General features: G+C 54.9%; 21 protein-coding genes and 1 pseudogene. 16 read left to right on the forward strand and 6 right to left on the reverse strand.

What is annotated here, in order from left to right:
• Positions 1-17 precede the first annotated feature (17 nt).
• Both IB237_RS18945 and IB237_RS18950 read left to right on the forward strand, forming a co-directional pair.
• Complete coding sequence (locus tag IB237_RS18945) at positions 18-2,297, forward strand: FdhF/YdeP family oxidoreductase (protein ID WP_192490244.1); 2,280 nt, start codon at positions 18-20, stop codon at positions 2,295-2,297.
• On the forward strand, positions 2,294-3,085 hold the full coding sequence (locus tag IB237_RS18950) for a formate/nitrite transporter family protein (RefSeq protein ID WP_192490245.1): 792 nt from the start codon (positions 2,294-2,296) through the stop codon (positions 3,083-3,085). Before IB237_RS18945 ends, IB237_RS18950 begins: the two co-directional genes overlap by 4 nt.
• Positions 3,086-3,110: 25 nt before the next feature.
• Here IB237_RS18950 and IB237_RS18955 read toward each other — a convergent pair whose 3' ends face one another.
• Entirely contained in the window at positions 3,111-3,626 is a 516-nt protein-coding gene (locus IB237_RS18955; protein ID WP_192490246.1) for an MgtC/SapB family protein, read from the reverse strand.
• Positions 3,627-3,761: 135 nt separating this feature from the next.
• Between IB237_RS18955 and IB237_RS18960 the strand changes: the two genes are divergently transcribed.
• Complete coding sequence (locus IB237_RS18960; protein WP_192490247.1) at positions 3,762-3,980, forward strand: hypothetical protein; 219 nt, start codon at positions 3,762-3,764, stop codon at positions 3,978-3,980.
• 12 nt (positions 3,981-3,992) lie between these two features.
• On the opposite strand, the gene IB237_RS18965 is transcribed toward IB237_RS18960, so the two are convergent.
• Both IB237_RS18965 and IB237_RS18970 read right to left on the reverse strand, forming a co-directional pair.
• On the reverse strand, positions 3,993-4,169 hold the full coding sequence (locus IB237_RS18965) for a hypothetical protein (RefSeq protein WP_192490248.1): 177 nt from the start codon (positions 4,167-4,169) through the stop codon (positions 3,993-3,995).
• 131 nt (positions 4,170-4,300) lie between these two features.
• Positions 4,301-4,921, reverse strand: a complete 621-nt coding sequence (locus IB237_RS18970; RefSeq protein ID WP_192490249.1) for a flavodoxin family protein — start codon at positions 4,919-4,921, stop codon at positions 4,301-4,303.
• A gap of 204 nt (positions 4,922-5,125) precedes the next feature.
• Between IB237_RS18970 and IB237_RS18975 the strand changes: the two are divergent.
• Positions 5,126-5,758: pseudogene (locus IB237_RS18975) on the forward strand (inositol monophosphatase); the annotation flags it as partial.
• A gap of 253 nt (positions 5,759-6,011) precedes the next feature.
• Complete coding sequence (locus tag IB237_RS18980; RefSeq protein WP_192490251.1) at positions 6,012-6,188, forward strand: hypothetical protein; 177 nt, start codon at positions 6,012-6,014, stop codon at positions 6,186-6,188.
• Between the two features lie 125 nt (positions 6,189-6,313).
• Here IB237_RS18980 and IB237_RS18985 read toward each other — a convergent pair whose 3' ends face one another.
• Together IB237_RS18985 and IB237_RS18990 are read right to left on the reverse strand one after the other, a co-directional pair.
• Positions 6,314-6,736 (reverse strand): response regulator, encoded by a 423-nt coding sequence (locus IB237_RS18985; RefSeq protein ID WP_192490252.1) that lies wholly within the window; start codon positions 6,734-6,736, stop codon positions 6,314-6,316.
• Positions 6,733-7,857 (reverse strand): PAS domain-containing protein, encoded by a 1,125-nt coding sequence (locus IB237_RS18990; RefSeq protein ID WP_192490330.1) that lies wholly within the window; start codon positions 7,855-7,857, stop codon positions 6,733-6,735. Before IB237_RS18990 ends, IB237_RS18985 begins: the two co-directional genes overlap by 4 nt.
• A 213-nt stretch (positions 7,858-8,070) precedes the next feature.
• Between IB237_RS18990 and IB237_RS18995 the strand changes: the two genes are divergently transcribed.
• The 6 genes from IB237_RS18995 to IB237_RS19020 all read left to right on the forward strand — a co-directional run bounded on the left by IB237_RS18995 (position 8,071) and on the right by IB237_RS19020 (position 17,379).
• On the forward strand, positions 8,071-10,161 hold the full coding sequence (locus IB237_RS18995) for a response regulator (RefSeq protein WP_250985800.1): 2,091 nt from the start codon (positions 8,071-8,073) through the stop codon (positions 10,159-10,161).
• Positions 10,162-10,300: 139 nt separating this feature from the next.
• Complete coding sequence (locus tag IB237_RS19000; protein ID WP_192490253.1) at positions 10,301-11,470, forward strand: sensor histidine kinase; 1,170 nt, start codon at positions 10,301-10,303, stop codon at positions 11,468-11,470.
• A gap of 697 nt (positions 11,471-12,167) precedes the next feature.
• On the forward strand, positions 12,168-14,606 hold the full coding sequence (locus IB237_RS19005) for a membrane-bound PQQ-dependent dehydrogenase, glucose/quinate/shikimate family (RefSeq protein ID WP_192490254.1): 2,439 nt from the start codon (positions 12,168-12,170) through the stop codon (positions 14,604-14,606).
• 107 nt (positions 14,607-14,713) lie between these two features.
• Positions 14,714-15,547 carry an ABC transporter permease gene (locus tag IB237_RS19010; RefSeq protein ID WP_192490255.1) on the forward strand — a complete coding sequence of 278 codons (834 nt, stop codon included), beginning with the start codon at positions 14,714-14,716 and terminating at the stop codon, positions 15,545-15,547.
• A gap of 33 nt (positions 15,548-15,580) precedes the next feature.
• On the forward strand, positions 15,581-16,618 hold the full coding sequence (locus tag IB237_RS19015; protein WP_192490256.1) for an ABC transporter substrate-binding protein: 1,038 nt from the start codon (positions 15,581-15,583) through the stop codon (positions 16,616-16,618).
• Positions 16,615-17,379, forward strand: coding sequence for an ABC transporter ATP-binding protein (locus tag IB237_RS19020; protein ID WP_192490257.1), 765 nt, complete (start codon positions 16,615-16,617; stop codon positions 17,377-17,379). Before IB237_RS19015 ends, IB237_RS19020 begins: the two co-directional genes overlap by 4 nt.
• Positions 17,380-17,537: 158 nt before the next feature.
• On the opposite strand, the gene IB237_RS19025 is transcribed toward IB237_RS19020, so the two are convergent.
• Positions 17,538-17,678 carry a DUF1127 domain-containing protein gene (locus IB237_RS19025; RefSeq protein WP_192490258.1) on the reverse strand — a complete coding sequence of 47 codons (141 nt, stop codon included), beginning with the start codon at positions 17,676-17,678 and terminating at the stop codon, positions 17,538-17,540.
• A gap of 646 nt (positions 17,679-18,324) precedes the next feature.
• Here IB237_RS19025 and IB237_RS19030 point away from each other — a divergent pair.
• The 5 genes from IB237_RS19030 (at position 18,325) to IB237_RS19050 (ending at position 23,922) form a co-directional block, all read left to right on the forward strand.
• Positions 18,325-19,308 carry a substrate-binding domain-containing protein gene (locus IB237_RS19030; RefSeq protein ID WP_371815365.1) on the forward strand — a complete coding sequence of 328 codons (984 nt, stop codon included), beginning with the start codon at positions 18,325-18,327 and terminating at the stop codon, positions 19,306-19,308.
• A 76-nt stretch (positions 19,309-19,384) separates the two neighbouring features.
• Positions 19,385-20,905: a sugar ABC transporter ATP-binding protein gene (locus IB237_RS19035; RefSeq protein WP_192490260.1), complete on the forward strand. Its 1,521-nt coding sequence runs from the start codon at positions 19,385-19,387 to the stop codon at positions 20,903-20,905.
• A gap of 14 nt (positions 20,906-20,919) precedes the next feature.
• On the forward strand, positions 20,920-21,921 hold the full coding sequence (locus tag IB237_RS19040; RefSeq protein ID WP_192490261.1) for an ABC transporter permease: 1,002 nt from the start codon (positions 20,920-20,922) through the stop codon (positions 21,919-21,921).
• 32 nt (positions 21,922-21,953) lie between these two features.
• The gene (locus tag IB237_RS19045; protein ID WP_192490262.1) at positions 21,954-22,931 is read left to right on the forward strand and encodes a sugar-binding transcriptional regulator; all 978 of its coding nucleotides are present in this window, start codon (positions 21,954-21,956) and stop codon (positions 22,929-22,931) included.
• Positions 22,924-23,922, forward strand: coding sequence for an aldo/keto reductase (locus IB237_RS19050; RefSeq protein WP_192490263.1), 999 nt, complete (start codon positions 22,924-22,926; stop codon positions 23,920-23,922). Before IB237_RS19045 ends, IB237_RS19050 begins: the two co-directional genes overlap by 8 nt.
• Positions 23,923-23,957: the final 35 nt, after the last annotated feature.

Genomic DNA, 23,957 nt, shown 5'->3' on the forward strand with positions numbered 1-23,957 from the left:
TGCGAAAGGTTGTACCAGTGAAAGACAAAGTCAAATATGCCAAATACACTATGCCAACGGGAGGATGGGGCTCCGTCAAGTCGCTGGCAAAAAACGCGGTGCAGCAACGGGCCGTGAAAACTTTGCCAGGACTGTTGAAGGATCATAACAAGACCGGCGGCTACATGTGCACTAGCTGTGCGTGGGCAAAGCCTGGCAAGCCACATCTGGCGGAATTCTGCGAAAACGGTGCCAAAGCAACCTTCTGGGATTTAACGGCGAAACGAACAACACCCGATTTCTTTTCGCGTCATACCGTTACTGAATTGCTTGGCTGGTCTGATTACGAACTGGAAAACCAGGGGCGCCTGACGCACCCGTTACGCTTCGATCCCTCAAGTGACAAATATGTCGAAGTGAGTTGGGCGGAGGCCTTTTCCGATATTGGTCAAAAGCTGAAAAGCTACGATCCGCAGAGCGTCGTATTTTATGCCTCGGGGCGGGCATCTCTCGAGACATCTTACATGTATCAGCTGTTGGCCAGACTTTATGGCAACAACAATCTGCCCGACAGTTCCAACATGTGTCATGAGACAACCTCGGTTGCACTTCCCCAGAGTATCGGCACGCCTGTCGGCACCATTCTGCTGGAGGATTACGCTCATACGGACTGCATCCTTTCCTTCGGTCAAAATGTCGGAATAAATGCGCCTCGCTTGCTTCACAGTTTGCAGGAGGTGCGGGAGCGCGGCTCTCCAGTGATCGTTTTCAATCCGCTGAAAGAACGCGGCTGGCAAGAGTTCGTCAATCCACAACGACCCGGCCAGATGATCACCAACAAGCCTACCGAAATTGCCACGCAATATTATCAGGTCAATGCCGGTGGCGATATCGCGGTCATGATGGGAATGGCCAAGTTCCTGTTGGAATGGGATGATGAGGCACAGCTACATGGCCGCGAAAGGGTCATCGACCAAACGTTCATTCAAGAGCATACACACGGTTTTTCTGATTTCGAGACAATGGTCCGCACCACGAGCTGGACGGATATTCTCCACGTCAGCGGCTTGAGCCGGGCGTCGATCGAGGCCGCTGCACGTACCTACGCGAATGCGAAATCCGTCATTGCCATCTACGGCATGGGGCTGACACAGCATCGTTACGGTGTCAGCAATGTGCAGATGTTGATCAATCTGCTGTTGATGCGCGGCAATATCGGTCGACCGGGCGCCGGCATCTGTCCTGTCCGCGGGCACTCGAATGTCCAGGGCCAGCGAACAGTCGGCATTGCGGAAAAAACCGAATTGGTGCCGCTGGACCGGCTTGCAGAGCAGTATGGCTTTGAGCCACCACGCAATGACGGCCTCAACACTGTCGAGGCGTGTGAAAGTATCGTCAAAGGGCACATCAAGGCATTCATCAGTCTCGGCGGCAACTTCGTGCGTGCCATTCCTGAGCGCGACCTGATGGAAGAAAAATGGCGTGACCTCGATCTCTCCGTGCAGATTGCCACCAAGCTCAATCGCAGCCACCTGATCACCGCCGCGACGACCTATATCCTGCCCACCCTTGTGCGCTCCGAGATCGACAAGCAGGCATCGGGACCACAGATCGTGTCGATGGAGGATTCGACGACATGTATTCACGCATCCCGCGGCAAATACCAGCCAGCGAGCGATACGCTTCTGTCGGAACCGGCCATTGTTGCAGAGATCGCCAAACATGCACTGCCACCAAACCCGGCGGTGCCGTGGGACGAATGGGTTGGTAATTACGCCCTGGTTCGAGATGCGATTGAAGCGACCTTCCCAGAGCAGTTTCGTGAATTCAACAACCGACTGGACATTCCAGGAGGATTTCCCAGACCTGTGGCAGCGCGTACCCGCGAGTGGGAGACGGAAACCGGCAAGGCGAACTTCCTGCTGCCGAAGGCGCTCTCTTCGAGTTTCGCAAGCATTGACGACAGTGACATCTTCCGGCTGATAACCCTTCGATCGAATGACCAGTTCAACACCACGGTCTATGGCTATGATGACCGTCTGAGGGGCATTCACAAGTCCCGATCAATCATCATGATGAACGCCGATGATCGAGTTCGCGCAGGCATTCAAAAGGACGGATTTGCGAAAGTGTCCACTGCCGTTGATGACGGCATCATCCGGGATATCGTTCTGCAGGTTATCGATTACGATATTCCTCCGGGCAGCTGCGCAGCCTATTACCCCGAATGCAATAATCTGATCCCTCTGTGGCAATTTGCTGAAGAGAGTAAAACACCCGCCGCCAAATCGGTCCCGGTGCGCGTGGCGCCGGTATGAGTACATTCCCGACACCTGCACAACTGACAGCGTCGAATTTTGAAACGCTTGAGGACAAAGCCTCTCAACCGCTGAAGACGGTAGCAATCCTCGGCACCCTTGCGGGCGTGTTCATTGGTCTGGGGGGCGTTTTCGCGATCACGGTCTTATCGGGTGCTGACGCCATGCCGTTTGGTGTTGCCCAGTTGCTTTCCGGACTGGTTTTTGCGCTTGGCCTAGTGGCGGTCGTAATCGCGGGAGCGGAGCTTTTCACCGGCAATACTCTGTTCTTTGGGTCAGTTGCCTTTGGCAAACTGGCCTTCTGGCCCGTTATACGTGTTCTAAGCGTGGCCTACCTGGCGAATTTTGCCGGTTCTCTGTTACTGGCAGGGATAGTGTTTCTGTCCGGCTTTCATCTTGGCGGCGATGATGCCGTGGCCGGTGCTGCAGTGGAACTTGCCGTCACCAAGAGTGACAAGGCATTTACCGCGGTGTTTTTCAGCGGCGTAATTGCCAATTTCCTTGTGTGTCTGGGTGTATGGCTGGCACTTGCCGGACATACTGTTTCGCAAAGGCTGCTGGGTTTGCTTTTGCCTGTTGCTGCCTTCGTGGCAGGTGGGTTCGAGCACTCGGTTGCAAACATGTTTTTGCTGCCGTACGGGTATATTGTTCAGCTCGGCTCAGATGAGTTGTCCGGCATTGCGATGTCGGCAATCGCCAGCAACATCGCAGCCGCGACACTTGGAAACATCCTCGGGGGTGCGATCGTCGGCGTAACCTATGGTTATCTCTATTTGCGAGACCGATAACCACACAATAACGGCGAGTTACTGCCTATGTCTCGGCACCGCTCTTGACGGAGGAAACCACCTTTTCGCCAGTGCTATCACCGGCAGGTGGTTCCTTGTCATTGGTTTCCGACTTGAAGCCGGACAAGAGCCGCAAGGTTGCAAATGTCATGATCGATAATACGATTGCAGTGTCGTAAGCCCCTAAGCCTACAGCGGCGCCCACTGCCCCGGTTGCCCAAAGACTGGCGGCTGTCGCGGTTCCACGGGTACTTGCCTTGCCCACAAGGATGGCGCCACCACCAATGAAGCCAACGCCATTGATAAGGCCTTCAACAATGCGTGCTGTGGCCTCGGGATTGTCGGCTGTCACTGTTTCGGCTGCCTGGATAAAGCCACAGGCAGCAATTGCCACCAGCGGAAACGTTCTAAGGCCTGCACTCCGTTCGTTGCGTTCCCGGTCCCACCCAATCGGCAATGCGAGGAGGTAGGCGAAAAGGAGTGCCACCAGGTGTGGGACGATATTGATTTGAACGCCTAGCGAGTTTAGCCATTCGATCATAAGGATAAGCCCCCGCATTGCAGGGGCTCAATTGGAAGCTCGCGGTGCGAAGCTGTCAGCGATGGGTCGTGGCAATCGGTCGATTTAGACACCTAAGCCCCCGAAACACTGAAGCCGATGAGAGCTGCGTAAATTATGACGACCACCACGCAGACAATGATGATTGCCGCCATAACGAATTTACCAGCCCGCCGCTTTTCCGGTTTGCTGTCGTTCGGTTCCGTTTTGCGCAAGATTGGGTCGTCAGGGGCGTTCGGCGTCATGAAATACCTTTCTTTAAATACTCTCATCACAAACGCCGCGAACGCCCTGGAGTTCCAAAAAGGAGACGTTGTCGAGATTTTGGCTCATTAACTGCATCATTTATCATGGTGCGAGACATTCGTCGCAAATACCGCAGCCATCGGCGTCCATGGTCGAGGCGGGCCGCGCTTTTTGGCAGCAAGGGCAGGTGACGGTTTTGGGACCCGGTGCGCATCTGCGGTCAGGTGGCAGGATTTCGATCTTGCATTCCGACAGAGTATCGGCTTTGGACTGTTTCATGACGATGCTCCCTTCTGTAATACCGCTCAGATGGGAAGCATTAAACGGAGTGCAAGGCCTTGAATCGCACCCAACGATACCAGTCAAAATAGCGATACGTTGTCGCCGTCTTTACTCGCTCACAATGTGCCTCAATTCGCGCTTTCTCCAGGATATTGTTTGTTCTTGAGCAGCGTGGCGAGGTGAACCGTGTTGCGCGCCAACATGGAAACCATGGTTGTTACCGTTTCAGGCGGCTTTTTGAAATCCACGAAGTTCTTATTGCCCATGGCTTCACCCACCCAATATGACACTGCGTTGGCGGCAAGTGTAAAACCGACGTCGTTCATGGCCTGGAATAACTCGGCAGATACATGGTGGGCTCCGTCCTCGTTCCCCACGACCGCAACCGCAGCGACCTTTCCGTAGGACACCATTCTTCCGTTTTCGTCGGTTTCCTCGAGAAAGGCATCCATGCGTTCAAGTGCGCGTTTGCAGACGCTGGATGGTTGTCCAAGCCAGATTGGAGTTCCGACAACGAGTATATCGGCGGCAAGAATCTTCCCACGAATTTCCGGCCATGCATCGCCGTCGCCTTCGTCTGATGTGACGCCCGGTTTGATGTCGTAATCGGCCAGGCGCAGGATTTCTGTTTGCGCATCATGGGCGGAGAATTCGTCAGCGATAAGCTGCAGCATCTTTTCCGTGGAGGATTTGTCTTTCGTCGAGGATGGTTTCAGAGTTCCGTTCAGGGCAAGAGCTTTCAGTGGCATGTGGCATCTCCTCGGTGAAACCGTCGGCTGTTGGTTATTGAGCCGAACCATCGAGGGCAGATGTTGTTCCCGCTTTGCAGACACATAGACATTTGACGGTGGCCGCAACGGCCGGGATCAGCGTTTCCTACTGGTTCAAGCGCAAAATACCTGCCGCAGTCGGCATGTCCGTAAACAGGTGGGTAGCATAGCCGCGCCGACAAGGATGTGGAGAGCTTCCTCGTTGCAGAACTGCTGAAACGCTATCCGGACGACGGAATAGTTGGCGAGGAAGGATCTGTGATCAATCCCGCGGCGGCACGGCAGTGGGTGATCGACCCGATAGACGGCACATTCAATTTCGTACGAAAAATGGATCAATGGGCTGTTTCAATTGGCCTTTTTGAAAACGGAAAACCCATTTACGGCGTGATCCACGCCCCCGCACGGCAGGAGACCATTTCGGGGGGGGTAGGTGCTGACGTTGTCTTCAACGGAAAGCGATTGGACCAACTGGCGGTTCTTGATCGTTCAAGAGGGGTGGTATCGCTTGGCTTTAGCACCGACACCCCCGTCGCTTCGGAAGTTGAGGCACTGCGCTTTATCCTCGAGGATCTGAAGTTTTCCTACCGCAACTGCGGCTCCACAACAGTCGCCTTCATGATGATGGCCACGGGTCAAATCGATGCAGTTCTTGGCTTTGGCGCACGCAGCTGGGACGTGATGGCAGGACTGGCAATTGTTGATCGAATGGGCGGTAAATGTTCAATCGACTGGAATGCGACAGGCTTGGAAGACAGGCTTGCATATGTTGCAGGGACGCCCGAAATTGTCGATCTTTTCGAGCCAGCACTCTAGGCTCAGTGCGACAACTGCGAAGTCGACTGCAACGCAATTCCACGGCTAATTCGCGCAAATCGGCGAGGTCATCATGGGCCTCGTTCTGTTCGCCGATGTATCCCAGACACACAGCAGGCTTTAGCTCAGAAATCGTCTCTTTGCGGTACCACATCATGGAACAATGATTCGTCGAGCGCATTTTCTGCACAGGTTGCTGACTTTTTGATTGATCGGTCTGTGGCCGCTCCAGGAAATTGCTGAGGAAATGACGTTGACGAAAAAAACGCTAATCGAGGTGTCCGTATCTGACTCGGACGGAAATCTCACGCCATTCGGCATCATGAATACAGAGCAAGCGGCGGAGCTTTCCGATGACAGCTATCACAAGACTGTCGCACATTCGGCTGTTGACGAAGAGAGCAGCCAGGACGAGGTAGAGGAGATCTGATCCACTTCGGTAGGTATTTCAGATTTTCCGCGTCAACTGCGTTCGCTATTCGAGGTCGTTTCCGTACGGCTGACGGGCTGGTCGCTGAGAGTTAGCCAGCCCGGTGGCAGACGCTGGTCTTACTTTTAAGAGCGACGGCTTGCCCGCGCATCATCCGCCAATACAAGGCTTGCTGGCGGCTCAAGACTTTCGTCTCCGTCGACGATTGCCGAGAGATAGGTCAGAGCATTTTTCATCCCGTTTGCGGTATACGGTTTTTCGATCGCGCCGAGTGCTCCGGCAAAATCGTCCGGGATTTTTTTGATATTTCCGCTGACGAAGACGTAGGGTACGCCGTTTTGGGATAGTTCGCGTCCGAAATCTATCCCGGTAGCTCCGTCCATGAGATGAATATCGACAAATGCAAAATCTGGTTTTGTCGAGGCTAGTGCCTTTCGGGCTTGGTCGCTGCTCATTACCATGTCAGTAACCTCATGACCTGCCAGCTCGACTTCGCTCTCAAGCTCCATTGCGAGCAGCATTTCATCCTCAACTATCATTACCTTCAATGCGTCGTCTCCAAGTTTACATCAACAAGCACAGTAACGCTTACACTTGTCTTTCGGTTCTGTACGGTCCGCTCGATTTTTGCATCAAGCTGCAAAGCGGAAGCTTCGAGCAGCTTGCGACTGAACTGCGCGCGCTCCTTATCCACCTCAATCGGCTCTGATGTATCTTCAACCACGATGATAAAATGACCGTTAGTCCGTCGGACGACAACATGTATGTCTCCCCCTTGGCTCAGACCTCGCAATACCGCATCACCGACCAGCTCGTTGACGACAAGCGATAGTGGTGTTGCTTTGACGGCCGGAACATGGACGGGTGAGAGATCAAGGGAAAGGTGTATGTCTTTTCGGCCAGTTGCCTCGACCAGGTCGGTGACGAGTTCACGGGTGAACTCGGAAATGTCGAACTTCGAGACATCATCCAAGGTGAAAAGTTTGCGCTGAACGGTACTCAGGGCCTCGATCCTGTTAAGAACGGATTCAAGAGCCTGCTTCTGCCCCTGGTCAGTAGTTACGCGCGCCTGCATTTTTACGATGGAGGCCATCGTCAGTAGGTTGTTTTTTACGCGGTGATCAACTTCATGAACCAGGAGTGATTTGGCAGACAGTGCAGATCGAAGGTTGGCGGTTTGGCTGGCCACTTCCTCCTCGGCCTTGTGTCGAGCGGCGGCAAGGTCTGCCTCACGGCTTTTCACATGCGTGAAGTCAAGTTGCGAAGCGAAGAAGTATATGATCTTGCCACTATCGTCTCGCACGGGGCTGATGAACACGGCATTCCAGAATGTCGACCCGTCCTTGCGGTAATTGGTGACGTCGACCGCGATGTCTTCACCGGCCGCAATTGCTTTTCGCATCTTTTCAACGGCCTTGGGATCACTCTCGGGACCCTGCAAGATGCGACAGTTCTGCCCAATGATTTCTTCATTGGTGTAGCCGGTGAGTTTATTGAACGCAGCATTGCAGAAGATGATGGGATTGTCGTGTTGATTGGGGTCGGTGACGATCATCGGCATCCGTGTTGCCTTGAAGGCTGCAGCAAATGGATCTTCGCTAACGTGCCCGGACACTAGGCGATCACCGGCACTGCGGGCATCAGTTTGTTGCTGCTCTTTATCCGTCATTCTGGTTCCGTACTCTGCACAACTTACTTCACAATGAAGCTGGTTGATTTTGGTTCCTGAGCCGCAAAAACTAGAATAGGCCAAAGTTGTACGCAACCCTTAAGCCAAGAGGCTTACTGGCCTTTGTAATTTTTCGAATCGTCAAGTGTTTTCATTGACTTCGAGACGAAGCCACATATCTATTAGCGGACGAGTGTGCCTTGAGGATCATCGGTGACAAACGAAAACTTGGTCAAGCAGCCCGAACGTGATGACGATGATGCGCTATTTCGCAGCGACGCTCGAAGGCGTGCTTTGTTCGAAGCGATTGATGACGGTTTTTGCATCATAGAATTTATCGACGGTCCCGATGGCCCGATGAGTGATTATGTACATGTGGAGTCCAATACGGGCTATGAACGCCAGACTGGTATCAAAGGAATTGTGGGAAAGCGTCTTCGCGAGATCGAACCTGATAACGCCGACGTTTGGCTGAAGATTTACGGGGATGTTCTGACAACTGGCGTGACGGTGCGCTTCGAACAGGAGTTCAAGGCGATCAATCGCCACATTGAAGTATCTGCAACGCGACTTGAGCCTGCAAGCCTCAAGCAGGTTTCTGTTCTCTTCCGGGATATCACGACCCGCAAACAAGCGGAAAAAGCTCTGCGCGAAAGCGAGGCTGTGGCGAGAGAAAACATCCAGCGTGTTCAGCTTGCGCTGGCTGCCGGGGCCATTATCGGCACATGGTCTTGGGATGTTCAAGCGGACAAATTCACCGTCGATGATGCCTTTGCAACAGCATTCGGATTTGACCATTCGCTTGGCAGGACAGGGCTCAGTCTGGCGCAGGTTGTCGAGACGGTCCATCCTGACGACCAGGCCAGTTTGTCCAAAGCGATTGATGAGGCGCTGAAACGGGGAGGACCGTTTCTTCACCAGTATAGAACAAGGCGGTCGGACGGACACTACCGATGGCTGGAGGCAAATGGTCGTGTTGATCTTGGCCCCGACGGCCGTGCGATGCTTTTTCCCGGAGTGCTGCTCGACATCGAAAATCGCCGTGCCATTGAGCAGGAACGGGACAGGGCGACAAGTGAACTTCGTGCCTTGACCGAAACGCTTGAACAGCGCGTCGAGGATCGAACGAAAGCCCTCATGCAGGCCGAAGATGCTTTGCGACAGTCTCAGAAAATGGAGGCCGTTGGGCAACTCACGGGTGGACTTGCTCACGACTTCAACAACATTTTGGCTGGTATTGGCGGTAGCCTTGAGCTGATGAAGATGCGAATGGCTCAGGGGCGTATTGGTGACATTGACCGCTATCTGACGGGAGCACAAGGCGCTGTTAAACGGGCCGCGGGTCTGACACAGCGTCTGTTGGCGTTCTCAAGGCGCCAGACACTTGATCCAAAACCCTCGAATATCAATCGCGTCGTCACCGACATGCAGGACCTGGTGACGCGCAGCGTCGGGCCGGCAATCGATGTCGAAATTGCCTGCGCAGGCGGGCTTTGGACGGCCTTCGTTGATGTGGGCCAACTTGAAAATGCACTGCTTAACCTGTGTATCAATGCCCGAGATGCGATGCCTGACGGTGGCAAGCTGACCATTGAGACGGGAAACCGCTGGCTCGACGAACGTGCCGCCAGGGAGCGCGGCGTCCAGCCCGGCCAATATGTCTCGATGTGCGTCAGCGATACCGGGACGGGTATGACACAGGACGTTATATCCCGGGCCTTCGATCCATTTTTCACGACAAAACCGACCGGGCAAGGAACCGGACTTGGTCTTTCAATGGTCTACGGCTTCGCGGGTCAATCGGGTGGCGCGGCACGAATATATTCCGAGGTTGGCAAGGGCTCGATGGTCTGTATCTATTTGCCGCGACATCACGCTGATGGCGAAGTGGTAGAGGTTGTTGCGCTGGAAACCCCTGCGGCGCCAGCGTCAGGAAAAACAACGATTCTGGTCGTTGATGACGAACCTCTGGTCCGTATGGTAGCGGTCGAAGTGCTTGAGGAACTTGGTTATTTTGTTCTTGAAGCGGAAGACGCACCCTCCGCGTTGAAGGTCCTCGCGTCCCGCAATGACATAGACCTTCTTGTCACTGATGTTGGCTTGCCAAACGGTATAAATGGACGACAACTTGCCGATGCCGCGCGCAGCAGTCAGCCGGATCTGCCAGTGTTGTTTGTAACGGGTTATGCTGAAAACGCCGTTTTGAACCATGGCCATCTTGAGCGAGGCATGCAGGTTCTCACCAAACCAGTGGCAGCCGATGCACTTGCGAGACGCGTTGCGGATTTGACGGGTAAGTCATGAGAATTCCTGTTCAAGTTGCATTTTTGCGCAGGCCTCTTTCAGCGCCGCAATTGGGATGACTTTTGATTCAAATATCCTATTGTAACAAACTTGCCGCTGTCGTTGACATTCGGCTCTCTTCAACAGAGAAGAACGGACGATGACATACATAAACAGCCCGTCGGTCTCGTCTGACCTCATAATCGCCGAGCGAGACATTCTCGCACGTGTTGCCTTGGGTGGCCCACTCAAGGATGTGCTGAGGGACATTATTCTTCTCATTGAGAAGCCGGCGAATGGCGAGTTGCTTGCGTCGATACTTCTGACCACAGAGGATGGCAAAAATCTCGTTGAAGGAGCGGCGCCAAGCCTGCCTGCGGAATACAACGCGGCGGTGGACGGTATCCCAGTTGCCATCGGGGTTGGGTCCTGTGGTACTGCTGCCTTTACGGGAGAGCAGGTCATGGTCAGCGATATCGCTGTCGATCCGCTTTGGACAAACTACCGTGATATTGCGCTGAAGCATGGTTTACGTGCCTGCTGGTCAATGCCGATCCGCGCTGCGGATGGCACCATCCTGGGAACCTTCGCCAATTACTACCAGGAACCACGTGAGCCGACCGAGCGAGACCTCGAAGTTATTGGCATGGTGACGCGAACGACCGCGATTGCCATTGAGCGCTATCGCAACGAACTGGCCCGCGAACGTGCTGAAGAGCAGCGTCTTCTTCTCATCCATGAACTGAACCACCGGGTGAAAAACGTGTTTGCGCTGGCAGATGCGATGGTGGCAATGACCGCGAAATCTGCGACCGGCGTAGATCATTTTTCTGCAGCGGTGAGGGGGCGTCTGCGTGCACTCGCACTTGCCCATGATCTCGTTCGTCCCAAGACTACCTCTGCAACACAGAACGTTTCGGACGCTGCCGTTCCGCTTCGGCAGATTATGGCGGATATTCTGGCACCGTATGACGGTGAAGCGTCCTCTGAAAAAATCACCTTTGTCGGAACGGATGATATTCGGGTTCCGTCGGCGCACATTACCGGTATTGCCCTGATCCTCCATGAGCTTGCCACCAATGCCGCGAAATATGGGGCGTTAAGTTCTGATCAAGGCCACCTCGTCATTTCATGTCGACATGTTGACAGCGTGCAAATCACCTGGAGTGAACGGGATGGACCGGCAAAAAGCGTGTCGGATCATACCGGATTTGGTTCGACGCTGATCAAGCGCACCGTGGGCAATTTGAATGGCAGGATTACATACGAATGGCGCAATGACGGTGTAGACATCATCATTGACCTGCCGTTCGGCACACTTCTGGTCTGACTGCTTCTCCTAGGAACCCTGTCCGGTTTAACGCGATGATGCGTTGAGGAGTTCAGGCCAGCGTTTCCTATGGCGGGAGGCGGCCATGGTGACGTTGACCGGTGCTGGGAGTATCGTGAATTGCATACTCGCCTGCTCATATGATCACGTGATTGTCAAAATGTCCGCTGCCAAGGCATCTCTCACATTGTGCGGGCCATGTGCGATATTTCGCAGCAGTCCTGTCGATGAGACGAACCACTGCGGTTATCCGATTTGCGGTTGCGACAGGCAGCAGAGCGGGGCGTTCAATTTGCCACAGACAGGCTAACAGTAACGCAACCTGATTAACGACCATCACAGCCTTGAGCACGCGCGAGACACCCACCGGCGCGCCTTGAAAAGTAACAAGCCTCGTAGCGGGAATAGAGGCAAACGTGTCAACGTGATGGGGTGCAACAGTAAAAATAGTCAGCGAAATCAAAGTGATCTACACACGCCTACCGTGACTTAAAACGATGGCCAGCGCATGCAGGTTCTTGGAGGCGCATATAAAGTAGATAAAAAATCCAACATTTTCAAGATCGGTTGATTAATCTATTGTGCAATGCAGCATTGACATTTATCACGTTAAATAGAGGCTGATGTGACATTCTGCCTCAGCACTCATCTCGGGACTTTCAGTCCTCCCCAATGAAATTAAATAGGAGTTTGAGCCATGCTAGCTCGGTTAGGCGGTATTGTATCCGCACTACTGGGAGCTGCGATCCTTTATTATGGAGCGCGGCTTGCAATCATCGGCGGCAGCTTTTTCTATGTGGTTATGGGCATCGGCCTGTTGATCGCAGGAATTCAAATCGCCCGGCAACGTCAAAACGGCTTGGGCATTTATGCATTGACCCTTGCTGCGTCATTCATCTGGACCCTCTATGAAGTTGGGCTTGATAAGTGGCAGTGGATTCCACGAGGCGCGCTGATCATCTTCATCGGCTTGCTGCTTTCCCTGCCATTTGTCGTCAATGGTTTGCGCGACAAGCCTGCAAAACTCTGGTCCTTCAGCCTCAGCAACGGTCCGCTTGCATTACGCACTGTGGTTGCCCTCATCGCCGTCATGGGACTTGCCGTCTGGTTCATCGATCCGATGGAAAAGCAGGGCACCCTTGAAAAGGTTGCGACGGCTGGCGACACCGCAGTCGATCCCAGCGGTGTGGCCTATCCTGCCAATGACTGGATTGCCTATGGCGGCACAAATCTCGGCCAGCGTTATTCCGCGCTGAAAGACATCAACACCACCAATATCACCGGTTTGAAAGTTGCGTGGGAGCACCATACGGGCGATCTTCGCGAAGGTGACGCAGTCGACGCGAAAGAATACACTTTTGAGGCGACGCCGATCAAAGTCAACGGCATGCTTTATTTCTGCACGCCGCACAACATCGTCCAGGCTTTGGAGCCGGAAACCGGCAAGCTCGCATGGTCCTTCGATCCGAAGATGCAGCGCGACAACCAGTTCCAGCATCAGACGTGCCGTGGTGTATCCTACGACGATTCCAGCGCCTATGTTCCACCTGCTGACACCGATCCTGTCAAGGTACAGGCGATTTCTGCCGCGGTGGCCGAGTGCCCACGCCGCATTATCGCCTCGTCTGTCGATGCGCGCCTCTACGCCTTGAATGCTGATACCGGTGCGCTTTGCACGACCTTCGGCGAGAACGGCTATGTTGACCTCAAAGCGCAGATGCCGAACCTGCAACGGGCGACCTATCAGCAAACGTCCGCTCCACTCGTGACCAAGGATCTTATCATCCTCGGCAGTGCAATTGCCGATAACTACTACGAGAATAACCCGTCGGGCGTCATTCGCGCATATGACGTGCGCACCGGCGAAATCGCCTGGAAGTTTGATGCTGGCAAACCGGACGACACACGTCCGCTACAAGCCGGTGAACTCTACGAGCCAAACTCGGCAGTTGCCTGGACACAGTTTGCCGCAGATGAAAACCTCGGTCTCGTCTATGTGCCGTTTGGCAACAAGTCTCCAGACCAGGTCGGCGTGTTCCGTTCGGAAGAAGATCAGGCCTATGTCGATGCTCTTGCAGCACTCGATGTCAAGACCGGCCGAATGGTTTGGAAATTCCAGACGTCCTACCACGATCTCTGGGACCGTGATAACCCGTCACAGCCAGTACTTCTGAACCTGCCACATGATGGTGCAGACGTTCCGGCGATCCTCATCCCGACCAAGATTGGTAATATTTGGGTTCTCGATCGTCGTGACGGCAAACCGATCCAGCCAGTTCGGGACATGAAGGTATCGACTGAAACCGATATCCCGAACGAAAAATTGTCACCAGTGCAGCCCATGTCGGGCCTGAGCTTTACGCCTGCACCGCTGACAGAAGCTGACATGTGGGGAACAACACCTTTCGACCAGATCGAATGCAGGGTCACGTTCCGCTCCAACCGCTATGACGGCAATTCGTTCACCCCTCCAACAAAGACTGGTTCGATTGTTTGGCCGGGTAATATCGGTGTCTTCAACTGGGGCTCGGTCGCGGTTGATCCGGTCAACCGGTGGATGATCGCCACACCGCAATATCTGCCATACGTCTACAAGCTGTTTCCGCGTCCGGAAGGCGACTTGAACAAGCGTATGTTCGGCAAGCCGGGTGAAGCAGGCGGTGAGTCCAAACCGGGCAACGAAAACCTCGGCGGTCCATATGCCGTATCCATTTCCCACATGCGTTCGTCGCTGCAAGTGCCCTGCAACACGCCGCCATGGGGTGTTAGGGTTGGCGTCAATCTCGCTGATGGCACGACCGCCTGGAAACACCGGAACGGCACTGTCGCCGGCCAGAAGGTCGCCGGCATCCAGTTCCCGATCCCGTTCGAAATGGGCATGCTTGCCCATGGCGGAACACTGACAACGGCAGGTGGCGTAGCATTCACGGGCGCGGCTCTTGATGACATCATCCGCGCCTATGACATGCAGACCGGCAAGACGCTTTGGCAGCACAAGTTGCCAGCAGGCGGCCAGGCGACCCCGATGACCTACCGTGGTAAAGACGACAAACAATATGTTGTCATTGCCGCAGGCGGCCACGGATCGCTGGGCACCACTGCCGGAGACTCCGTCATAGCCTACAGGCTGGATTAAGTTAGCCTATGAAAGACCGGCGCGGGCAAACTCGACCGCGCCGGTTACACGTTGGTCGCAGGTGATATTCTGTAAAATGCCGCGTCGTTTGCGGCGGGATGAATTTCATGACTTCATTTAAGGCATGGATATGCAAGGAGCTGGGTTCGTTCCGCGATGACCTGGATTGGCTTTGGCGTGTGCCATTGCATGTCTGGCTTCGGCTTCCTGTATTGCTGCTTGTCTTGTCGGCATGGATATGGCTGGCTCGCGTCCTTCCAAAAGGCTTCTTTGCCGGGCCAACACTGACCGTTGATGCTTTTTTCCTGATGCTGGCTGACAATCGTCAGGATTTCCTGTTCGCATTGGGGACAACAGTTTTCGTATATCTCTCGGGATTTCTGCTCGCCGCCGTGGTAGGAATTTTGCTCGGTGCGTTTTTTGGCGGCATACCGCTTTTGTCGAGAACCTTCGCGCCCTTCATCCATGCCGTGGCAGCGTTACCCGTCATTGCACTGATCCCGCTTATTGTTCTGCTTCTTGGGTTAGGCTGGCAGGCAAAGGTTTTGATTATCGCTCTGGGTGCGGTCATGCCTGTGCTTGTAAACACCCAGACAGGCGTACAAAGCCTGGACTCCGATTTGCGAGAGATGGCCGCCGCGTATAACGTTTCTTTGACAGGCCGCGTGAGGCATTTCTACCTGCCTGCAGCATTGCCGCAGATCATGGCCGGGTTACGCCTTGGAGCGATTGCCGGCCTTGTCACATCGGTCATTGCAGATTTCTACACCGCAATGACTGGTCTCGGTGCCCTCCTGCAGGCATATGGCAACAGTTTCCGCATGGACCGTTATCTGGCGGTTGTCCTGACTTATGCGGCTATCGGCACTGTGTTCACCGGCCTGCTATCCTTACTGGAAAATCGTCTTTCACCGCCATCGCGACGCCGCTACCTGGCCTGAAATCTTACCGTATCCTGATAGGCAACAATTGAGATGAAACATATTATCAAGGCTATCGGTGTCACCATAGCGTTCGGCCTGAGCTTTTCAGCGGGGCCTGTGCTTGCTGATCCATTTCGCATTATTGTGACGGAAACCGAAACACCGCTTGTTCCAAACTCGCTTCTTTATCTGGCCAAGGAAGAAGGTTACTTCGACAGGGCTGGTGTCGATGTGGAGCTGGTGCCAGCCGCGCAAACGCCCATGGCGGTGGCAGCCCTTCGCTCGGGGCAGGGCGAAATGGCCAACATCTCGGTTGACGCTCTGATTTCCTTGCATCGTGAAGGTGCAAATGATGTGGTTGCCATTCATTCCTCGGGCAAAACAATTCCTTATGTGATCGCCGGCCGAAAAGATTTGACGCTTGAAACCATGGCCGGATCCTCATTTGGAATAGGTCGTATCCGTAGCCTCGACCATGAATTGTCCAGCCGAGTTCTGGAGGGTCATCGAGTGAATATCGACACCTTGCAACTTGTGCCCCTTGGTGAACCAAAGGTTCGCGCCCAGGCGCTGGCGACTGGACGTATCGACGCAACCACCATGTCGATCGGTTCGTTTCTTGCCATGCCTGAACGTGACCGTTTCAAGATTTTGGTCGATGTCACCGACTTCTTCGAGACCGTTCCGCTGGTGACCAAGGTTGACGTCGTGCGGCGCAGTACACTTGAGACACGCGCAGACGAGGTGGACAAGGTCCTTGAGGCCCTGACCCTGGCGGCCAGGGATTACGCACAGTCACCTGAAAAATGGGTGGAAGCCATGGAACGGGCGCGACCCGATGTCAAATTCGCAACACTTTCCGAACTGGCAAAAATTTATCAGGGTAGCTGGACCGTAAATGGCGGCTTGCAATTTGGAGAGCTGATTTATACTGCCAAGAACACTCAGTCAGGTGTTGTTCTGAAAGTGGATGGCGAAGATACACCATTTCGTATCGAGGTTGAAAACTGGGCAAACTTCTCTCCCATGGATCGTGTTCTCACAAAAATCGGCACTTCCGATCTTGGCGATCCGTTGGATCGTGAATGACCAGCGCGCAACGCTCCCTTTTTAATGTTAAGGCTCTGAACCATGACTACTCAGGTGTCGCGGTATTGAGCGACATCAATCTTGAGGTTGCTACGGGAGAAAGGGTCGTCATTTTGGGACCTTCCGGTTGCGGCAAGACGAGCCTTTTGCACATACTGAGTGGTCTTATGTCCGCCCGCAGCGGTACCGTCGACATTGAGGGAAAAGCGCCACAGCCGGGTGTAAGTTCGGCGCTGGTGTTCCAGAATCCACGCTTGCTGCCTTGGCGAAATTCTGCAGGCAACATCGACGTGGTTTTGAAATCGCACTCAAAACAGCAGAAAAAACAGCGCATCGATGAGTTGCTGTCGCGAGTTGGGCTGCAGGATCATGCATGTAAATGGCCACATGAACTTTCGGGTGGCATGAAACAGCGTCTGGCGCTGGCCAGGGCGCTGGCTCTGCAAGTTCCTCTTTTGCTGCTTGATGAACCCTTTGCCAATCTCGATCCGCTCGCGAGGGAAGACATGCAGGGCGTGTTAACGAACCTGACATCGCTGCCATCGGGACCATCCATGACAACTGTTCTTGTTACCCATTCGGTGGAAGAAGCATTGATTATTGGCGATCGGATCATCTTGATGGCCGGATCGCCGGGTCGCTTCGTCAAAGAGATCCGTTTGTCACTGGGTGCGGATGGCGAAGATCGCCGTGCATCACCAGAGTTTTACATACATCTGGCAGACATTTCGAACCAACTCCGATCCATCGCAAAGGCTTGATAAAGGACAGCAGTAGAACAAGTTGGAACATACGTCGGTACATTTTCACGAATGCGGACCGTAAAAATTCGCGATTTCCGGAAATTCAGGGCGATAGTTCGCCCTGTAGAGACTTTTGCAACCTGATGTAACATTCGTCAGTTTGCATATTTTGAAGTTCAACGACGACCTTCTACAGCCGCGAGAATGTTCGAACGCGATACACCAAGATCTTCCAATGTGCGATCGTCAAGCGATGACAGTTCGCGGAATGCGCGGCGATTTTGAACCATTTTCTTAAGCTTTTCACGAAATTTCATGATCGTTCTCCAGTAACTCTGTTGCCTGTAAAATAAGCAATTTGAAGGGAGGATAGTAGGCATCTGCTTGCACGGGAGGCATGCAAATGTTGGCGAGCTTCCGCCCACCTTCATCTCGCGGATTGCTGACTTTGTCGCGAAAGGCGATCGTAAGAATGTGGAAATGTCAGCAAACGACACGCTCGTTGGCTTATATGAGCACGCCGCCGAGCGGCTACTTCACGTTGTGGTGCACGGCAGGAAGCCATCCACGCAATTGCAGCAAGCGCCTCTTCATCTTCGAATGCCTCCAGCAATAGAAAGCTTACAGGTTGTCCGGTGGAACGGAGAATATCGAAGCTGACATTACGTGGCTCCCGTCAATTCTCGCGCTGCAGAGCAAGCAATGCCTCCGACGGTGTTTCGGTCTGGGACGGCGTACAGCTGATGCGCATGCGGACCGAGATTCATTTGCTTTTTATCTTCATCATTTCCCGATGTGAAATAAATTGCACAGATAGAAATATTATGCAGAGCCATTGACGCGAGCTGGGCCGTAGGTTAGTTATCCCTCCGTGCAATAAATTTCTCATGTAGATTTTTATTTCATTGACCGAATTATCTCTGGGAGGGGAAAATGCTGAAGTCTTTGAAAGCCGCGACGGCTATGGCTCTGATTGCTGCAGTTGTTGCTGGCTGGTCTGTTAAGTCTGCCAATGCTGAGGGAAAGTTTGCCTGCGGGCCAGGTGAAACCTATGCGATGAACGTGATGGTCTCGAGCCATCCTTATTGGGTGCCAGTCTTCGAAGGCTTCAAGCAGGCCGCCAAGTCTCTTGGCTGCGAGGCTGTTTTCACCGGCACGCCGGAATATGACATCACCAAGCAGATCGCCTCCTTCGAGCAGGAGGTGGTCAAGAAGCCGAAGGGCATCCTGCTGCACCCGATGCAGGCTGACCCATTCATCGAGCCGATCAACAAGGCAATCGAGTCCGGTATTTCCATCACAACCTTCGCCGCAGACTCTCCGAAATCCAAGCGCACGGCTTACATCACCTCCGATAACGTCGCCGAGGCCAAGTTTGCCGCGGACGAAATCGTCAAGGTTCTGGGTGAGAAGGGTGAATATGCCGTCCTCGAAAATCCAGGCCAGAGCAACCATGACCTGCGCGTCACCGCACTTGTCGATTACATGGGCACCACTCATCCTGGCATGAAGCTCGTTGCCCGCCAGGCGACGAACCAGGATTCCAACGCGGCCTATCAGGCGGTTTCCGCCATGCTGCAGGCCAATCCGAACCTCGGCGCTCTCTGGATTCCTGAAGCCGGTTCTGCCGAAGGTGCAGTTTCTGCCGTCCTTGCCGCCAAGAAGAAGGTCCTTATTCTGCACGCGGATATCACGCCCGCAACGCTTGAGCAGATCAAGCAGGGAAACATCCATATGGCGATCAACCCTAACCAGGGCATTCAGGGCTTCATGGGGTTCATCAATACCTTCCTCGGCGCGCATCCCGATCTAAGCGATCCGTTCAACGACTATAAGGTCTCCGGTTTCAATCCGATGCAGATCCCGTCAATGGACAATGGTTTTGCTGTGATCACCAAGGACAACGCCGACTCCTTCGACCTCAACACCTACATGAAGGGTCGCTGAGCGACGTCCCTAGAGATCTCCGGCGGTGCGGCTTGCACTGCCGGGGTCATCAACAATGATTGATCGGGAGGGTGTCATGGCAGAGGTCGTACTCAGCATGACGAATATTCACAAGTCATTCGGGCCTGTCCGGGCCTTGCGGGGCGCCGAGCTTGAATTGCGCCGCGGCGAGATCCACGCTTTGGCGGGTGAAAATGGTGCCGGCAAGTCGACCCTGATGCATATCATCGACGGCATTCTGCAGCCGGACAGCGGTGAAATCCGTCTGGACGGTGCGCCAGTTCGCATATCCTCACCCAATGCCGCCAATCGCCTCGGTATTGGTTTCGTCCATCAGGAGATTGCACTCTGCCCGGAAATCTCGGTCGCAGAAAACATGTTCATGGCGGAAACAGGCCGTAGCCGCACGCTATTGATGGACTATCGTTCGCTTTGCGTGCGTGCCGAAAACATCCTGACGGAACTTGGCGATATCGATCCGAGGTGCCGTGCCGGCGATCTCTCGATCTCGCAGCAGCAGATCGTCGAAATCGCCAAGGCGCTGACGCTCGATTGCCGCATTCTCATCCTTGACGAACCAACCGCCGCCTTGACCGAGACCGAGGCGCAGACACTGTTCAAGATCATGCATCGCCTCGCTGAGCGCGGCATTGCGATTATCTATATTTCCCATCGTATGGCGGAAATCTTCCAGCATTGCGACCGGATCACCATCATGCGCGATGGCTGCCATATCAAGACGGCGGATATTGCTTCGATCAACCCGCAAGATGTTGTCAACAGCATGGTCGGGCGCGTGCTCGACAAGCTCTATCCGCCAAAACAGGCGCTGGATGCAAAGTCCGACGAGGTGATCCTGTCGGTGCGCGGACTTAACGAGGGGCGTCGCGTCCGCGATGTCAACTTCGATCTGCATAACGGTGAAATTCTTGGGCTGGCGGGCCTGATTGGGGCAGGGCGCAGTGAGATCGTGCGCGCCATCTGTCGGCTGGAAGGCAAGCCGGAGGGCGAGGTGAGCCTCAGAGGTCGAAAGCTTTCGTTGCGCGACTATCGCGACAGCATTCGCGAGGGGCTGGTTTACGTTTCGGAAGACCGCAAGGGAGACGGCCTGTTTCTCAACATGTCGATTGCTGCCAATGTTTCGGCTCTCGATGTCGGACGCGTCTCGAACGGGTTGGGCCTTATCAGCCGACGGAAAGAGGCTGCGCGTGCGAGCTACTTCGGCGACCGGCTGAAGTTGCGCTCCAATGGTGTCGGTGAGGCGGTCAATACGCTGAGCGGCGGCAACCAGCAAAAAGTGGCCTTGGCGAAAATGCTGTCGGTCGAGCCGCAGGTTGTTTTTCTCGACGAGCCGACGCGCGGTGTCGATGTCGGCGCCAAGGCGGAAATCCATCGACAGATCCGCGATCTCGCCAATGAGGGTGTCGGTGTGGTGGTTATATCGTCCGAACTCCCCGAGCTCATCGGTGTGAGCGACCGAATTCTCGTGGTGCGGGAAGGGCGGATCACCGGCGAGGTCACCGGTGCGGACATGACGGAAGAACAGATCATGCATCTCGCATCGATCAGCAGTCAATCGCAGCTCTGCGAAGCGTGAGGGGAATAGCAGACATGGCAACGATCGATACAGAGCATCACGCACCGACGGCGGCAGAAGCCCGTGTGCGGTGGTGGACCCCCGCGATCAAGGCGCGCGAGACAGGCCTTATCGTCATCATCCTTGCGCTCTTTACCGTGATGTCCTTCATCTCGCCCTACTTCCTGACGGTCGACAACCTTCGAGCGATGGCCATGGCCTTCGCGGTGGAAAGCATCGTCGTCGTCGGCATGACGATCCTGTTGATTTCCGGCGGCATCGACCTGTCGGTCGGTTCGGTCACGGCACTTGCCATGGTGGTTGCCGGTTGGCTGTTCCTGAACGGTGTAGACCCCTGGGTCGCCGCCGCGCTCGCAATCGTGGCCACCACCTTTATCGGTATGGCCATGGGCTTTCTGACGACGGTCGTCGGACTGCACCACTTCATCGTCTCGCTTGGCGTCATGGTCATTGCTCGAGGCGTGTGCCTGCTTGCGACGGGTGGCCGGCCACTTAGCCTCTTTTCTCTGCCGCCGGAATTCAAGTTCATCGGCCAAGGTTCGGTCTATGGCGTTCCGCTCGTGCTCATCATCTTCGTGGTGGTCGTCGTTGCCTTCGATCTGATGCTGCGCCGCACGACGGCCTTCCGTAAAGTCTTCTACGTCGGTAGCAACCCGAAAGCCGCCGCCTATTCTGGCATTCGGGTTGGCCGCGTCGTCTTCGCCACGACCACGCTTTGCTCAATGCTTTGCGGTGTGGCAGGGGTGATCTATATGGCCCGCTTCGGCTCGGCTCAACCAAGCTTCGGTGTCGGCATGGAACTTAACGTGATCGCTGCTGCAGTCATCGGTGGGGCAAGCCTTTCGGGCGGATCTGGTACGATCCTCGGCGCAATCCTCGGTGCCGTTCTGCTTTCGGTGGTTTCAAGCTCGCTCGCCTTGCTCAACGTTTCCGTTTACTGGCAGGACATTATTCGGGGTAGCATCTTGCTCGCCGCCGTGCTCTTCGACCATTACCTGGTGAAGCGCCGCCGCTAAAGTGCCGACGATCAAGAAGGAGACGATACATCATGGTGGACTACAGGGACGAATTCGATCAGCAGCGTCAGATGTATTCCGTTCTCGTTCTGCATTTTATCGAGGGTGTGAAACAGTCGGAGATCGCTGAAAAGCTCAATCTGTCTCACACGAAAGTCAACAGAATGATTGCCGCTGGCCGCAAGGCGGGCATGGTCAAGATCAGCATCTCAAGCCCCTACCAGCGGCTCGTCGATCTGGAAAATAACGTCGTCGGACGGTTTGGTCTCAAGCAGGCCATGGTGACGCCAACCGTTTCGGACAATCCCGAGACAACCTTGCAGATGGTCGGACGCGTTGCTGCGAACCATCTGCTTGAAACGATCCGTGACGGCGATGTCATCGCCATCACCGGCGGCAAGGCAGTGAGCGCAGTCGTAGACAGTCTGGAGGCGGAGCGGCGCTTCGACGTGCGGGTGGTGCCGCTGACAGGGGGAGTGCAGGGGAAGCACTATACCGACGTCAACCATCTCGCCACCCAGTTGGCGGAAAAGCTCGGCGGCACGGCACAGCTGGTTCATGCGCCTCTGTTCGTCGAGGACAAGCAGCAACGTGACGTGCTCATGAATGTCGCCTCGATCCGCGACGTGTTCGATTTGGCGCGTCAGGCAACAGTAGCGCTGGTCGGCATCGGATCCGTACAGGCTCCGGGCTCTGGCTACTACGATCTCTTACCGGATCCGGCCCGAGGCAGCCAGGCGCTGATGGATGCAGGTATTGCAGGCGAGTTTCTGGCGCACCTGATCCGCGCGGATGGTTCGCTTGCCGACAGTGACTTGAACTCGCGGGTCGTGGCTCTCGATCCGCAGCAACTTGCCAATTGCCCTTCGGTCATCGGGGTTGCTGCGGGTGAATTGAAGGCGGGCCCGGTGTCCGCAGCGCTTGCGGGGCGGTTCCTGACATCGCTGGTTGTCGATGAGGAAATCGCCAAGGCGCTTGAAACTTTTGGGAAGGATAACACGAATGAATGACGCACCTGTCTTGAAGCGGCCCATCGGAAAAAGCGGCATCGAAGCGTCTGCTGTCGGGCTCGGTACTTGGGCGATCGGCGGCTGGATGTGGGGTGGCACCGACGAGACGACATCGATCGATGCTATCCGGGCCTCCATCGACGCTGGCATTTCTCTCATCGACACGGCGCCTGCTTACGGCATGGGTCTCGCAGAGGCGATCGTCGGCAAAGCCATTGCTGACCAGCGCGACAAGGTCGTGCTCGTGACCAAATGCGGCCTGGTCTGGAATGTGGAGGAAGGCGCCTATTTCTTTCACCAGGATGGCAGGCCAGTGCACCGCTACCTTGGTCCGCACTCCATTCGCTACGAGATCGAACACAGCCTCAAACGGCTCGGCACTGACTACATCGATCACTACGTCACCCATTGGCAGGACGCCACGACACCGATCGCAGACACAGTCGGTGAACTGGCGCGGCTGAAGGAGGAGGGCAAGATCCGATCGATTGGCGCAAGCAACGTTTCGAAGGAAGACCTTGCCGCCTACATCGCTACCGGTGCCCTCGATGCCATCCAGGAAGAATACTCGATGGTCAAGCGCGACATCGAAACAAGTTTCGTGCCGACGTGCCTTGCCAATGACGTCTCCATCCTCAGCTACTCGTCGCTGGCGCTTGGTCTTCTCTCTGGCAAGATGGGGCCGGACAGGGTCTTCACCGGTGATGACCAGAGGAAAGACAATCCGCGCTTCAGCCCCGGCAATCGTCAGAAAGTGGCGCGCCTGATGGAGGTCGTAACTCCGGTGGCGGATCGTCATCAGGCAACAATAGCGCAGGTGGTAATTGCCTGGACGGTGGCCCAGCCTGGGATCACTTTTTCCCTGTGCGGTGCCCGTGATCCCAAACAAGCCATCGAGAATGCTGGAGCGGCGCGCTTGCGTCTGACAGCGCACGAGGTGGCGATACTATCTGATGGCATTGCAGAGCATCTGGTCGATCAGGACCGTTAGAGCATTTCTAGAACGCTTACTCGGCTTTGCGCCCG

This window comes from Agrobacterium sp. AGB01, assembly GCF_014851585.1.
Classification (GTDB): Bacteria; Pseudomonadota; Alphaproteobacteria; order Rhizobiales; family Rhizobiaceae; genus Agrobacterium.